Below are 15283 nucleotides of genomic sequence, written 5' to 3'. Positions count from 1 at the left end.
ATTATTTAATTCAACAAATATATGATTGTTCGCTTTGATTTATATCTGCCAACAATAATGACAAGTACATATACTAAATATAAGGAATACAAACCTACATAATCATTATCTTATATTAGATTCAACAGATCACTTTTTTTGATGGAAATCCTTATATATGGAGAATGATTATAGAAGTCTTCCCAAAATTAAGCTATTGTAAATGATAGGAAAGGATTCTCTAATTTAGTTCAAAGGGGTGGCGTCATCGGATGAGAAATATAGTTGTTTGTAAAGAAGGTAATGGAGACTTTCTACGTATTCAGGATGCGGTCGATTCAGTTCGTGTTCTTCCTCTTGAACCTGTCACCATTTTTATTAAGGCAGGTAAATATGAAGAAAACGTTGTAATTCCTGACAATAAACCAGATATTTCTTTAATAGGGGAAGATGTTGAGAACACAATTATTACAAATCATTTATATGCGGAAATGACTGACTCTAATCATAAGAAGCTTGGAACATTTCGTACACCAGTTGTTACCATACAGGCAGATAATATTCAACTTGAAAACATAACAATTGAAAATACAGCAGGTTATGGAGAGGAAATTGGGCAAGCACTAGCGCTTTATGTATCCGGTGATCGCGGTATCTACCATCATGTTCGATTACTAGGTAATCAAGATACTCTTTACTCAAGTCGCGGTCGGCAATATTTTTCACATTGCTATATTGAAGGTCATGTTGATTTTATTTTCGGCTCTGGCACAGTCGTTTTTCAACATTGTGAAATTCATAGTTTACGTGATGGATACATAACAGCTTCTTCCGCACCAAAGGAATCAGCATATGGCTTTATCTTTTTTGATTGTAAATTAACCGGCAGGGCAAATGACAATACTGTATATTTAGGAAGACCGTGGCGCCCTTATGCGCAAACCAGCTTTATTCGAACATGGATGGGGTCTCATATTAAACGCGAAGGCTGGGACAACTGGAGCGACAAAGAAAACGAAATAACCTCAAGATACTATGAAGCAGCGAGTACTGGACCTGGTGGTGAAATGGAACATCGAGTAAAGTGGTCAACACTTTTATCAGAACGTGATTTTGCGGATTTGACGATTGAAAAGATATTTGAGAGCTCTGACAATTGGGTTCCAACCTTAAAAAAATAGGATGGTTTTTTAGGAGGTCTTTTAAATGACAAATTCATTATGGACAGAAAGTGTACCATTTCTTAGTTCTGAAGATACATTTTCTCCAACAATTACCCCCTACCTTATCGATGGTAAGGAAAAGCATGGGGCTATTATCATTTTTCCAGGTGGTGGTTATCAGCATCGTGCACATCATGAAGGTGAACCGGTCGCAAAATGGTTCAACACCTTAGGTATATCAGCGTTTGTGTTAAACTATCGCGTATCACCTTCGAGACACCCTGCTTCATTAGCAGATGCCAAGCGTGCGATTCGCTATGTTCGCCATTATGCAGAAAAATGGTCTATTGATCCACAGAAAATTGGAATATTAGGATTTTCGGCAGGTGGACATCTAGCGTCAATGGCTTCCACTCAACTTTTGGAGGAATGCTACGAATCTACTGATGTAATTGATAAGGAAAGCTGCAGGCCAAATTTAGCAATCCTCTGTTATCCTGTCATTTCTTTTACACAAGATTATCACGAGGGCTCTGTTAACAATTTACTGGGAAATAAACCATCTGAACAACTTCGTGTATCATTATCTAGTGAAAATAATGTTACGGCTGATACACCGCCGACTTTTCTCTGGCACACAGCTGATGATGAACCTGTTCCTGTTGAAAACAGTTTGCTCTATGCACAGGCATTAAGTAAAAATAAGATTCCCTTTGAAATGCATATTTTTCCGAATGGACGTCATGGGTTAGGTCTTGCTGGAGATGATCCTGTTGTGGGGAAATGGACAGAATTGTGTGAAAGCTGGTTGAACCAGCAAGGGTTTACTATTAAATAATGGTTGTTTTTTAATACAGTTAAAGATAAAAATTAGTTCGTTCCATTGCGCTGCAGACACTCGATGCGCCGGGGAGTGTCTGCAGCTTCATTCCACTATAGATTTTAAAAAAGAGTGCGGTAGAAACAAGCTTTGCAAAAAACGCCTATTAATAAACTATACTTTGATGCTTTTAAAATAAGATGCACTATTAACCTGAGTTGATTTCGGTTGCAGGTATTCGCTATCTATAAGTAGTTTCTTGAGCCTCCGATCAATATCTTAAATTTGTTACTCTAGTAATATATTCCTTACCGAATAGTTCTTACCAGGGATGAAGGATATTTATATTCCTTACCGAATAGTTCTTACCAGGGATGAAGGACATTTTGCAAGTGCTTGAAACGGAATTTGTCCTTCATACCAGGGATGAAGGACATTTCGCAAGGGCTTGAACAGAATTTGTCCTTCATACCAAGGATGAAGGACATTTCGCAAGGGCTTGAAACGGAATTTGTCCTTCATACCAGGGATGAAGGACATTTCGCAAGGGCTTGAACAGAATTTGTCCTTCATACCAAGGATGAAGGACATTTCGCAAGGGCTTGAAACAAAATTTGTCCTTCATACAAAAAATCGTCCAAAATTTATATGGACGATTTTTTATTTTATTTACAAGTTACATTCTTCAATTCAATCATCGAACCTTCAGAGCTTGTTTTTTGTTTGCATTGATTGAACTCAATATCTTCCCCGTTTTCCACATAAAATGCGGGACCTTCATTGTTACTGACTGTTACTCTATGAAAATTCACACCTCTGACGTTGCCGCAGTAGAAGCCGCGTTGTTTCATTGGCTCTAATTCTGACATCATGGCAGGCATACCTGGTTCTGCATTTTCAGCCATATCGACTGTTACATGATCAAATGTCACATCTTCTACATACATCTCAGGCAAGCCGTATAAAAATCCTGCAGCTGCACTTACTTCTCTTGCCGTTATATTTGAAAAATGAATCCTTCTAAAAGCAGGTGTTTCATCTGTTACAGGATAGGGGTTTTTATCCCATACATATTTTTCTTTTCCACGTGGTCCACAGAAATAATAGAGGTTTGCAATAAACGGACAAATAACATTTTTCATCACAATGTTGCTTACACGAATGTCTTCAATCACACCGCCGCGTCCTCGTCTTGATTTTAACCGAATTCCTCGGTCTGTTCCTTCAAATACACAATTACTCACTGTAACGTTTCGAATATCACCGCTCATTTCGCTTCCAAGGACAACCCCGCCATGTCCATGGATCATTGTACAGTTTGTAATGGTAATATTTTCGCAAGGTACACGCTTTTTTGTATCCTCTGTTCCCGCTTTAATGGCAATACAATCATCACCGACATCAATATGGCAATCTGATATTCTAACATTTCGGCACGACTCTGGATCAATGCCATCTGTATTCGGAGAATCGCTGGGGTTTACAATGGTGAGATTATGAATGGTGACATCTTCACAGCAAATGGGATTTACCGTCCAGCTGGGAGATTGAATCATTTTCACTCCTGAAATGAGAATATGCCTGCAGGAATCAAAGCTTACCAGTTTTGGACGAGGGTATCTGTGTTCTTTTCGTCTAAAAAGATCCCACCAAAATGCACCATTACCATCCAATGTCCCATATCCTGTTACAGATATGTTTTCAGCGTTCTCTGCATAGATACAAGATGCATATACGTCCCTTTTAACCCCTTCCCACCTAGAGTGGACAACTGGATATTCATTTACATCAGTACTAAATAAAAGAGTGGATCCTGCTTCTAAATAAAGATTCATATTGCTTTTTAATATAATCGCTCCTGTTAGAAATCGACCAGCAGGGACATAAACCGTTCCTCCCCCAGCTTCCTCACATGCTTGAATGGCCGCGGAAATCATCTTCGTATTAACAGTCTTTCCATCCCCTATGGCTCCATATTGTGTAATATCATGCAGGTTGGTTGTACTTGTTGGAATCATTTTCATCTCTCCTTTCTCTATTGAACACTTTCCATTTCTGCCGCTGCTAGAATAAAAGCCCCTATACCTTTCAAATCATTTGTGATAATCGGTTCGCTAATATAATATTCAAATGTTCCGTCTCGTCTATCAGGCCCACCTAATCCTGCTACCTGGCAATTTTTATTTAAATTTACCAAGCCTTCACTTGTCACTGTAATAAATTCGTTTATGATCCCCTCATAAACCTGGTGGGCTACCTGTCTCCATTCCTTGTTTAGAAACCCTAATCTTACACCCTTTGCAATAGCATATAACATCATACATGAAGCCGATGCTTCAAGATAATTTCCCTTTCGTTCTCCCATATCAAGGACCTGGTACCAAACTCCTGATTCTTTGTCTTGCACATTTTTCAAAGCAAGTAAAACATCTGTTAGTAATGTCAATAAAGAATCACGGTCTTTATGATTTTCTGGAATGAATGTGAGCGTATCGACTAATCCCATCACAAACCACCCCATTGATCTTCCCCAGAAATTCTTTGAATGCCCGGTTTCGGGATTGCACCATGGTTGTATTTTTTTCTCGTCAAATGCGTGAAAAAGAAGGCCTGTTTCATGATCTTTTGTATTTTTTGCACATAATAAAAATTGTTTTGTTATATCATCAAATTCTCTCTCTAGTCCAAACTCTTTTACATACTCCGCATAAAACGGTGACCCCATGTACAGACCATCAAGCCAAATTTGATGAGGATATACTTTTTTATGCCAAAATACTCCTTCTGATGTACGCGGATGTAATTGCAGCTGTTTTCTTAAAAGGTCTACAGCTTTCTTATATTTTTCTTCTCCCGTTTCCTTGTATAAAGTAAGCAAAACCTTTCCATTGTTTATATGATCAATATTGAATAAGTTAATGTCATATTCACGGATTTCCCCTTCATCATTTACAAACGCATCCATGTTTGTTTTCATATAATCAAAATACTTATGCTCACCGGTTTTTCGCCAGACAAGCTCTGTTCCCTTTAATACAACCCCATAATCATATGACCATTTATCATTTTGAACACCCTCACACAAAAGCGGTCTTCGAACCATTACAGAGTCAATCATTTTTTGTGACCAATTCAGTGTTTTTGTTTCCATCTTCGTTCATTCCTCCCCCTCTTGTTTTCCTTGATAACGAAAGTAATGAAAATCAGCATGTTTGTTTGTTCCGAGAAGATCCTGTACACATATTCCAACAAAATTTCCTGTAAATCCGTTCCCCTCATCAGAAAGGTGGGCAATACTGATTGGAACATCAATTTTGTCCCAACTAGTACCATCCGTTTTATAAAAGAAAATTGCTTCGTCCTCGTTTATTTCAGCTTTGAGCTTGATGCTGTTATTCTCATTCATAGAAATCCATAGATTCAATTGCTCAAACTCACCCCAAACACATCTCATGATATTAAGACATTTTCCTTTTTCTTCATCATGCGAAAGATAGAGATAGACATAATTGTCCGTATTGTAATAAAGAACTAAACCTGCCATCTGTAAAAATGTTTCTGGTTCAAATTCCATTTCTGTTTCCACTTCACAGGAAAAATGCTGCTGTCTTCTTGCAATTAGATGCTGGTCATTCAATGAGTGAATGGATTCTCCTCCCTTTACACGCAAGCAGCCTTTACGTTCTGTTAATGAGCACCAAGATTCATCAGGAGCTTTGCGAAGGGTGTTCCAGGTTTTATGTAATGATTCATGTTGAAAATCATCATATTCGTTTTGATCAGATGGGAAAGGATGTTGTGGCAGATTAGGTGCGATGACGTCTACTTGTGCTTCATTTCCTCCGTTCTCAAGTCTAAGCCAACCATCATCTGTCCATTCCACACGCTGAATAGCTGTTTCCCGACCTAAAATGGAGTATTTCCCTTTTACAGGTCTGCTGCATAGATGAGCCATAAACCATTCTCCTGTTTGTGTACGAACTAAGCTTCCATGTCCTGCCTTTTGCAACGGCAGATTTTCGTCATGAGCAGAGGTTAGCATCGGATTTAACGGATCTACTTCATAAGGACCTGTAAGTTCCTTGGATCTTGCAACAGTAACAGCATGAGTTGTACCTGTACCACCTTCTGCAGTAAGTAAATAATAGTAACCATTCTGTTTATAAATATGAGGAGCTTCTGTTTTTCTTAAATCTGTTCCATTAAATATTTTATAGATTGGACCGATTAACTTTTCATCATCTGAAGAATACTCCTGCATCACAATTCCTGCAGATTTATTTCTCCCATCAATTCGATAATCCCACTCAACATTTAAAAACCACTTTCGTCCATCCTCATCATGGAAAAGTGAGGGATCAAAGCTTCCACTGTTTAAAAAGACAGGCTCTGACCAAGGCCCCATGATATCTGTTGCTGTAACCAAGTAATTATGAGCATCCTTAAAGGGGTACTTGCTTCTTTTTACATCTGTGTAAACCAAATAAAATACACCTTCATGATGACTTAAGGCAGGTGCCCAGATGCTGCCTGAATCTGGATTACCGGTAAAGTTTGTGTTTTTACTCAAAATATTTGTTAGATGCTGCCAGTTTTGTAGATCTCTAGAATGATAGACTAGTACACCCGGATACCATTCAAAAGTTGAGGTCACAATATAGTAGTTCTCCTCCACCCGAATAATACAAGGATCGGGATTAAATCCTGTTAGAATTGGATTTTTTATCATCGACTTTTTCTCCATAAAAAAGCTCCTTTCTTAATTCAAGAAAGAAGATTCTTTCTCCTATATTTACATGTAAGGAGAAAGAATCTTACCTTTACTATTTCACCATCATCCTTGTGCTTTCTTATAAGCCTCTTCATATTCTTTTGCCATTGAATCTCCGCCGGACTGTTTCCACTTCTCTACAGCATCATCAAAGCCTTTTTCATCCAGTTCTCCCATGATGTATTTAATCGTTGCATCAATGATAATTTTCTCTAATTCTGTTCCTCTTTCATTTGCTGTCTGTGAATCAAGTGGAACAGTAGGATCCAGAACGGCAAATTCAGCATTTTCTTTTATTAATTCATTGACCAATTGCTTATTAGGATCAGCATCAACTAAAGAGTGGGTAATTTCACTTGGTCTTGAGCTGGAAAATGGTTGTACGTCTTTTTGCCATAAGTCAGTGTCTAAAATCGTAAATGCACCATTTTCATCTGTTTCATAGTGAGTTCCTTCAATACCGCCTGTCATGAGCATAAACACTTCTTCATCAATCATGTCATTAACAAATTGCAGTAAGCGCTTTAACTCTGCTTCTGTTTTCACTTCTGATTTAGGGAATGCCATTAATCCCCCTACACCGCTATTTTCAGACCAAATATGATTTTCTCCATCAGGGCTTTCCATTTTATTGATTGGCACGATCTCCATTTCATCCTGGATACCCTCTGCCATCGTTTTTAAATTTTTAATATCAACCAAACCGGTATAAATCCCTGTTTTACCTTGTGCGAATTTTTGTTGTTGATCTGTTTTAGCTGTTACCGCAAAATCCTGATCCAAGTAGCCATTCTCGTATAACTTTCTTGAATAGTTCATTGTATCTTTATATGCTTGTGTCTCGAATTCCGGTGTAAAAGTACCATCTTCTTCAACCTTCCATCCATTTGGTGTTCCAAAGTAGGAGCTTAACGTTTTAAAGCTGCCGTATCTAAGTTCACTTCGATCACCAAAGGCAACTGTATCATCTTTGCCATTACCGTCTGGATCATCTTCTGTAAATGCTCTTGCAACCTCATATAATTCATCTAATGTTTTTGGAACTTCTAAACCTAAATTGTCTAACCAATCCTTACGAAGCAATAGTCCGGAACGAGCTAAATCTTTTTGAAATGGTACACCATATAATTTTCCATCGATAGATGCAGCTGTTCTAATATCTTCAGAAATGAGTTTCAAATTATCATAATCATCTAAGTACTTTTCCACATCCCAAAACATACCGGTTTTTAATGATTGTCTTACTGAAGAATTTGTCAGCATTGTTAATGAAATAATGTCAGATAGTTCTCCTGAGGCAAGTGCAGCTGTAATTCTTTCTTCTTTTGAAGCATCAGGTACCCAATTAAAATTGATCGTCGAATTTGTCGCTTCTTCAATTTCTTTTAATACGACATCTGTTGGTGGAGATGGCGTGTGCAGGATCGCTGTCCAGTTCACTTCAACTTTTGATTCAGGATCATACTTTTCAGAATCTCCACTTGCTTGTTCATTATTATTGGAACAAGCAGCAAGAAGAATTTGTGATGCAACTAATACATTTACCCCAATTATTTTGGCAAGTTTTTTCTTTTTCATAATCAACCATTATCCCCTTTCATGACGGTGAGTTTTTTTATCCTTCTCATACTGATTTTTACATAAATCCCCTCATTCTCTATTCCTTCTCTCCACCCCCTTAAAATGTCTATTATGTTTGGCTCTCACTTTCCTGCAGCACTGCCTGGTTTTCAATTTTTATAAACACTTGATTTGCCATCCACATAATAATGTAATTCCCAATACTAACCCCAAAGAAGATAAGTGCACCTGAGTACATAAAGAGAACCAAATAAATGAAGGCTAATGCCAAAAGCAAAATCAATGTATATTGTAAATATGAAATCCCAAATATGACGGAGAACTTGATTTTTAGAACAGTGCTTTTCCAATCATAGTGGGCCATAATGGGAAACACATAACAAAGAGAAACAACATAGATAAAACATACAAAGATCACTAAAGCTCGTAAGTAAAAAGATTGAACATACAAAAGATCAACATATAAAATCCAGCCAATAACAAGATAAATCATGCCCATGACAGACGCTTCTTTAAAGGAAGAACGATACGTTTGCCAGAATGTCCGAAAAATTGGGACATCACTATTTCCTCGAATCCACTGCCTCATGACTGTTAACAGTGCCAATGTGGCAGGACCGATTCCTACTAAAACAAAACCCAGCATCGTGAAAGCAATCCATAGGATATTGAGATATACCAGCTGCAAAATGCGAATACATATGTCATTTAACCGTTCGGCCATTTTATCCATTTATTCATACTCCTTTCTCCCCTCTATGATAACGTTATCAATTCCATGTATTAGTAAAGACCGTCCTCTCCAAATTTCTTTGCTAGTTTATTCGCTCCAATAACGAGGATTAATCCCACAAGTCCTTTAAATAAACCAACGGCTGTACTATAGCTTAATTGGCCATTTTTAAGTCCGGCAGTATAGACATACGTATCAAAAATTTCCATTGACTCTCTATTTAGTGAATTTAGCAGAAGATACACATGCTCAAATCCTAAATCTAACGTTTGACCAATTTTTAAAATTAATAGAATAATAATAACCGGACGGATTGCAGGCAAGGTAACATGCCAGATTTGACGCAGTCGGTTAGCACCATCCATTTTTGCAGCTTCATATAGTTGTGGATCTACGGCTGTCACAGCAGCCAAATAAATGATAGTTGACCAGCCCATTTCTTTCCATATAATTTGCAGGATATAAACGGCCCGGGTCCAGCCACCATCTGTTAAGAAATCCATTTTCTCCCCGCCGGCTTTCGCAATCAATTCATTTATAACTCCTCCATCTACTGTTAAGAAGACGTAAGAAATCGATACGATAATAACCCATGACATAAAATGCGGGATATAGATAACGGTTTGGATCGTACTTTTGAAAAACTTCCCTCTTACTTCATTTAACATTAATGCCAGAATGATAGGAATAGGGAAAAAGATAAATAGATTCAATGCAAACAGAAACAGTGTATTTGTTAATAACATAAAAAAGGTTGGTTCTGTAAATAATCGGGTAAAATGTTTAAGACCCGCCCAAGGACTTCCTGATATCCCTAAAAACGGCTGGTAATCCTGAAAGGCAATGATCAGTCCTCCCATCGGAACATACTTAAAAATAATAAAATATAGCAGACCCGGCAATATCATAAAATATAAATATTTATTTCTGCCAATACTTGCAATGTTCTTTTTCCTTATTTGACGCTTTAATGCTTTTTTATCTGGAACTGGTTGAATGCTGTGCTGATCTTTTATAGGAATCATTGTTTCCCTCACTCAGAAATCCTCCTTCGTTTTCTACTTGAATGTTTTGTATAATTCAAAATTAATCCATTACACAGCGTAACGTCTACAATCATTCTGTCAGAAACCGCTTCTCCATCATGTTTGTAAACGTTTTCTGTACTTGGTATGATCTATTGATCACTTCAATCTATCCATGATTATTCTTAAGAAATTCCATAATCATGGTTTGAAATAACTACTGAGGAAATGATTATAGACGTGCTTATTTTCCTGTTGCTATAGTAAAGGTACAAAAAAATATAAATAGATATGGAGGGTTTCTATTGAAGTATGAGAGTTCATTAGGCAACCGTATTTTTAATTTCCTTAACTATACGATCCTGCTGCTAATTGGGTTAGCTTGTTTTCTTCCTTTTGTAAACGTTATCGCGAGTTCGTTCGCCTCAACACAGGAGGTTGTTGAAAAATCATTTATTCTCTTTCCAACATCCTTTACATTAGATGCTTACCATTATATCTTTTCAACACCAACTATTTTTAAAAGCTTTGCCGTATCAATTGGGGTCACAGGTGTTGGTACATTCGTAAGTATGGTGTTAACTGCTTTTATGGCTTACGGATTATCCCGAAAGTATTTATATGGAAGACAGGGTATTAATTTTGTTGTAGTCTTTACGATGCTTTTTAGTGGAGGGATGATTCCTACATACCTTGTCGTAAGAAATGTAGGGTTAATCGATACGTACTGGGCTTTAATTTTACCAGTTGCAATAAGTGCATTTAACTTAATTATAATGAGGAACTTCTTCCAAGCCATTCCAGACAGTTTGGAAGAATCAGCAAAGGTTGATGGTTATAATGATATTATGATTTTCTTTAAAATTATCCTGCCATTATCGCTGCCTTCCATTGCAACAATTTCCTTATTCTACGCAGTGTCCTATTGGAATGAATATACAAATGCAATTCTTTACTTAAATGATTCCGGAAAATGGCCGATTCAAGTGTTACTGCGCCAAATTGTTATTGTATCAAGCGGCATGCAGGCAGATAGTTCTGCAGTAGACATTGTCCCACCTGCACAGACAATCAAAATGGCCGTTATAGCCGTTGCCACAATCCCTATGCTTATCGTCTATCCATTCCTGCAAAAATACTTTGTAAAAGGGGCTTTTGTAGGTTCAGTAAAGGCATAATAGGGATAAGCAATACGCCTTTACTATGCAACACTTTAAATAATACTCCATAGGCTGCCAATATCGATATTTTTGATATGGTGGTCTTTCTTGTTTATAGGCTTTTTCTTTGAAATAGGATATTTAAACTGTTAATGCTTTTAAGGTAATTAAGGGTAATAATTAGTTCGTTCCATTGCGCTGCAGACACTCGCTTTCCGCGGGGAGGAAGCTAAGCCTCCTCGGCTTCGCCTGCGAAGTCTCAGCCTTTCCTCACTTCCCGCAGGAGTCGAGTGTCTTCCGCTCCATTCCACTATTAAGTTAAAATAGTGTTCAAAAACAACAATCTTTGAGAAAACAGCCTTTAAAAAAGTGCCTAAGAATGATTGATTTTCTTTAACAAGAATTTGCTTATAAAAAAACTTCACCATTTTTTCAAAACAAAAAACATCTCCTTTAATGTTCAAATTACCATTAAGGAGATGTTCCATACTAACACTATTATTTTGGTTGGAGCAAATAATCAACCTTTCTTAATAACCAACGTCTCACCAGCATGCAATTCACGGTATTTTCCCGGTGTGATTCCTTCAAACTTACGGAAGGAGCGGATAAAATTTTGAGAATTATTATATTGCAGTCTCTCTGATATTTTTTTCACTGACAAATCTGTTTCTTTCAGCCACTTCTTTGCCATATCATATCGATATAAAGCAAGATATTCACTAAATGATTGATTGAACTCCTTTTTAAAGATGCTGCTTAAATAATTTTTATTATAATGAAGACGGGCTGCAATATTTTCTAAAGACAGTTCTGTATCAAATTCATTTTGAATAATATGAACAATTTTATCAGAAATGGTTTTATATTGAAAATCAGTACGTTCAGCAATCGCATTAATCATTGGATAAACGATTTTATGTTTGACAAACATTTCAATTTCTTCGGAAGTTTTCATTTCTGAAATCGCATTATACAGTGTTTTATGATCTTCTATGATTAACGTATCCATTCCCAATACATGCATGAAGCTAACTAAATCATTTATGAACCGCATAATATTAACTTCAAGTTCATGAGGATTGTTATTATTCTTAAACAGCTCTGCAAGTAAATGGTGTAAGGTTTCTTTTGCTTTTTGGTTCTCTCCTAATTTAATTGAATCAAATAACTGGTTTTCCAGTATTTTAGGAAAATAGGTTTTTATCTCATTACTATTAAAAATAGCTGAAACACTTTCATAAAAAATGATTGATTCTTTTCCTACTTTCAAACGGTACTTCAGTGCTTCAATTCCTTGTTGAAGGGCCATTTTACTGTCCCCTAATTCTTTATATGGACTGCTAATTCCAACACTAATCGTTAAATTAAATATCTCTTTTACCACTTTTTGAATCTTTTCCATATAGTTGTTTATGACTAAAACATGCTGATCGGTATCTTCGTTTCGGCAAAGTAAGATCGTTGCTTGAGTCTTTGAATCAATAACAGCTGGTGATAGCTGTTCATCTTTACTAATAATTTCAGAAACAAGCTGATTGATCGAAAATAATAAAACATCTTTATCTTTTCTCGAATAGTTATTGTTTTCAATATGATCAAATTGAATGGCCAGCACATATAAATATTGCCACTCTTGCGGGAATTTAAAGTCCTGCAATTGCTCCTGAATTTCCTGGTCATTCATACGCCCATGAAATAGATTTAACATAAACAAAGTCTTTAATTGTTCATGCTGGCTTGTAATAACATCTTCTAATGATTGATTTTTATTTATGACCTCACGAATTGATCTGCCAATAAGTTCGAATTCATCTTTATAATCACTTTTTTGCATTTTTGGAATGAATTTCTGCAGTTCACGAATTGGCTTTGAAAAATAGTCAGAACTTACATACGCAATAATAATGGTTACTGATAGCATAAAAACACTCATCAAAACCGTTCCAATAATCGTTGGTTTCATTGCTTCAGTAAACTCTGAATCCTTTACTTTCGTAATATATAGCCACCCATTATATCCCGATTTTGAATAGACCAATTTATATTGGTCATTTTGTTGTGAATCAACTGGATAAATCCCGGCTTGTCCTTGGTGTTGATTTACTAAGTCAGAAATATTCTTTTGTTTAATCTCGTTTTCCTGTGATTCTGTTTCACTTTGATAGATTAAGATTCCATCTTGATTATAAATATAGATAGGATTTGATTCGGCTTGATTATAAATTTGACTTGAAAGTGACTTTAAAGGGATATGTACTATGAGAACGCCATTTTTTGTTGACTGATAATAGGGGGTCTGTTTGATAAGCTTAATCTCATTTTTTTCGTTTTCTTCCTTCAACCATGTGGAGGAGTGCGGAAGCGACATATAATGCGAATCAATATAATCCATTTCCTGTTCAGTAACTGCTTTTAATCCGTATTGATTTATTTTCCAATTCCCTTGCAAGCTAACTAATTCAATAGAAGTCTGACTTGGACCGAATGATGATATATAGTTCAATTGTTTATCAATTGCTTGATAAACATCAAAATTCTTCACCGTTAAAGGCTCTTTAATATATTGTTTAAATGAGGAATCATGAACATAGGAATTAAGTGAATAATCCAATGTTTGCATTTTCTGTTCAAGTGTATTCATGATCTGAACAACATTTTCTTGCTTCTCCAGTATAATCTTCTCTTCAAATGACGCTTTAGTAAAAAAATAAGCAAACCCATTAAATAAGATGACCACAAGAGTACCGACTAAAACAAAAGGTAAAAAAATGCGATAAAAATATTTTGGTTTTTGTTTCAAATTTAATCACCTCTTCCCACCAATAAAACGCTTACATTATTTTATATTATATGATTCTACTAATTTTCATGTCAATATGCCGTTACACTTAAATACAGCTGCTTTTCATGATCCTTATACCTCCTTCAACATCTTCCATTTATCGATAACACTTACATATTTAAATTAAACTTACTTTATAATCAATAAAAATTCTATAATCATCAAAACAGTTACATGAATTTCAAGCACTTAAGCCAAAATTTCAGATAAAAAATGATCTATTGAACATGATATTACAAAATGATTATCTGCAAACAAATCGATATCCCATATAAAGGGCTAATTAAAATAGCTCTAAAGAAAAATAGAGGCCAATTAATTTAAAAGAAAACAGCATTTTTTTTACGTAAGCTTTTATCACTTTTTATTGAAGAAACAATACAGAAATGGAAATCATGAAAGTTTCGCCACTTTTAATGTCACTTTTTCCGTTTTTTGGATTTTGTGAATGGTTTTATACTGCATAACAATGTAAATGAATGCATACTCCTTCTTTACGTATGTTTTTATCACTTTTTACTAAAGAAGCCATACAGAAGTGGAAAATTATTGAAAGTTTTACCTCTTTTAATGTCAATTTTTCCGTTTTTTGGATTTTGCGAATGGTTTTATACTGCATAACAATGTAAATGAATACATACTCCTTCTTTACGTATGTTTTTATCACTTTTTACTAAAGAAGCCATACAGAAGTGGAAAATTAATGAAAGTTTTGCCTCTTTTAATGTCAATTTTTCCGTTTTTTGGGATTTTGCGAATGGTTTTATACTGCATAACAATGTAAATGAATACATACTCCTTCTTTACGTACGCTTTTATCACTTTTTTAGTAAAGAAACAATACAAAAATGGGAAATTATAGAAATTTCTACCACTTTTATTATCACTTTTACCGTTTTTTGGATTCTGCGAATGATTTTATACTACCAACCAATGTAAATAAATACATATTCCTCTTTTACGTATGCTTTTTTCAGTTATTCACAAAAAATCGATACAGAAATGGTAGATTATTGCAATATTCCATCACGCACAAAAATAATGATCCAGTCTATAAAACAAAACTGGACCATTATTATATAACTAAAAGTACCACAGTTTCGCAGTGCAATTTAACAATACGTTTTATTGTGAAACTTCGAGCGATAAGTAAACGGAACCTGTTATCCATAGAATACTTTTTTTGCACACTTAATGTTTTATGAA

At 35.7% G+C, this 15283-nt stretch carries 10 protein-coding genes; 3 read left to right on the top strand and 7 right to left on the bottom strand.

The features are described from left to right. Positions 1-251 precede the first annotated feature (251 nt). Both HWV59_RS24810 and HWV59_RS24805 read left to right on the top strand, forming a co-directional pair. Positions 252-1160: a pectinesterase family protein gene (locus HWV59_RS24810; RefSeq protein WP_175640633.1), complete on the top strand. Its 909-nt coding sequence runs from the start codon at positions 252-254 to the stop codon at positions 1158-1160. A gap of 25 nt (positions 1161-1185) precedes the next feature. Beyond that, the gene (locus HWV59_RS24805; protein ID WP_175640632.1) at positions 1186-1980 is read left to right on the top strand and encodes an alpha/beta hydrolase; all 795 of its coding nucleotides are present in this window, start codon (positions 1186-1188) and stop codon (positions 1978-1980) included. Between the two features lie 647 nt (positions 1981-2627). Here the strand turns inward: HWV59_RS24805 and HWV59_RS24800 are convergent. The 6 genes from HWV59_RS24800 to HWV59_RS24775 form a co-directional block, all read right to left on the bottom strand. Continuing rightward, the gene (locus HWV59_RS24800; RefSeq protein ID WP_175640631.1) at positions 2628-3980 is read right to left on the bottom strand and encodes a glycoside hydrolase family 28 protein; all 1353 of its coding nucleotides are present in this window, start codon (positions 3978-3980) and stop codon (positions 2628-2630) included. 17 nt (positions 3981-3997) lie between these two features. Then, complete coding sequence (locus HWV59_RS24795; RefSeq protein WP_175640630.1) at positions 3998-5113, bottom strand: glycoside hydrolase family 88/105 protein; 1116 nt, start codon at positions 5111-5113, stop codon at positions 3998-4000. Positions 5114-5119: 6 nt separating this feature from the next. Continuing rightward, positions 5120-6706, bottom strand: a complete 1587-nt coding sequence (locus tag HWV59_RS24790; RefSeq protein ID WP_175640629.1) for a glycoside hydrolase family 43 protein — start codon at positions 6704-6706, stop codon at positions 5120-5122. A 90-nt stretch (positions 6707-6796) separates the two neighbouring features. Continuing rightward, positions 6797-8311 (bottom strand): extracellular solute-binding protein, encoded by a 1515-nt coding sequence (locus HWV59_RS24785; protein ID WP_175640628.1) that lies wholly within the window; start codon positions 8309-8311, stop codon positions 6797-6799. Between the two features lie 112 nt (positions 8312-8423). Next, complete coding sequence (locus HWV59_RS24780; RefSeq protein WP_175640627.1) at positions 8424-9047, bottom strand: YesL family protein; 624 nt, start codon at positions 9045-9047, stop codon at positions 8424-8426. Positions 9048-9097: 50 nt separating this feature from the next. Next, positions 9098-9955, bottom strand: a complete 858-nt coding sequence (locus HWV59_RS24775; RefSeq protein WP_407941665.1) for an ABC transporter permease — start codon at positions 9953-9955, stop codon at positions 9098-9100. Between the two features lie 422 nt (positions 9956-10377). On the opposite strand from HWV59_RS24775, the gene HWV59_RS24770 reads away from it, so the two are divergent. Then, complete coding sequence (locus HWV59_RS24770) at positions 10378-11250, top strand: carbohydrate ABC transporter permease (protein ID WP_102228720.1); 873 nt, start codon at positions 10378-10380, stop codon at positions 11248-11250. Positions 11251-11752: 502 nt separating this feature from the next. Here HWV59_RS24770 and HWV59_RS24765 read toward each other — a convergent pair. After that, positions 11753-14035 carry a helix-turn-helix domain-containing protein gene (locus HWV59_RS24765; protein ID WP_175640626.1) on the bottom strand — a complete coding sequence of 761 codons (2283 nt, stop codon included), beginning with the start codon at positions 14033-14035 and terminating at the stop codon, positions 11753-11755. Positions 14036-15283 lie beyond the last annotated feature (1248 nt).

The sequence above is a fragment of the Metabacillus schmidteae genome, assembly GCF_903166545.1.
GTDB classification, from domain to species: Bacteria; Bacillota; Bacilli; order Bacillales; family Bacillaceae; genus Metabacillus; species Metabacillus schmidteae.
The sequence above is the reverse complement of the archived record's forward strand: the minus strand, read 5'-3'. Positions and strand labels throughout refer to the sequence as shown.

What these genes read in the sequence shown, in the direction of transcription:
- HWV59_RS24800 (WP_175640631.1), bottom strand. Translation starts at nt 3,980, where the DNA reads ATGATTCCAACAAGTACAACCAACCTGCATGATATTACACAATATGGA.
- HWV59_RS24810 (WP_175640633.1), top strand. Translation starts at nt 252, where the DNA reads ATGAGAAATATAGTTGTTTGTAAAGAAGGTAATGGAGACTTTCTACGT.
- HWV59_RS24785 (WP_175640628.1), bottom strand. Translation starts at nt 8,311, where the DNA reads ATGAAAAAGAAAAAACTTGCCAAAATAATTGGGGTAAATGTATTAGTT.
- HWV59_RS24775 (WP_407941665.1), bottom strand. Translation starts at nt 9,955, where the DNA reads ATGATATTGCCGGGTCTGCTATATTTTATTATTTTTAAGTATGTTCCG.
- HWV59_RS24780 (WP_175640627.1), bottom strand. Translation starts at nt 9,047, where the DNA reads ATGGATAAAATGGCCGAACGGTTAAATGACATATGTATTCGCATTTTG.
- HWV59_RS24795 (WP_175640630.1), bottom strand. Translation starts at nt 5,113, where the DNA reads ATGGAAACAAAAACACTGAATTGGTCACAAAAAATGATTGACTCTGTA.
- HWV59_RS24805 (WP_175640632.1), top strand. Translation starts at nt 1,186, where the DNA reads ATGACAAATTCATTATGGACAGAAAGTGTACCATTTCTTAGTTCTGAA.
- HWV59_RS24790 (WP_175640629.1), bottom strand. Translation starts at nt 6,706, where the DNA reads ATGGAGAAAAAGTCGATGATAAAAAATCCAATTCTAACAGGATTTAAT.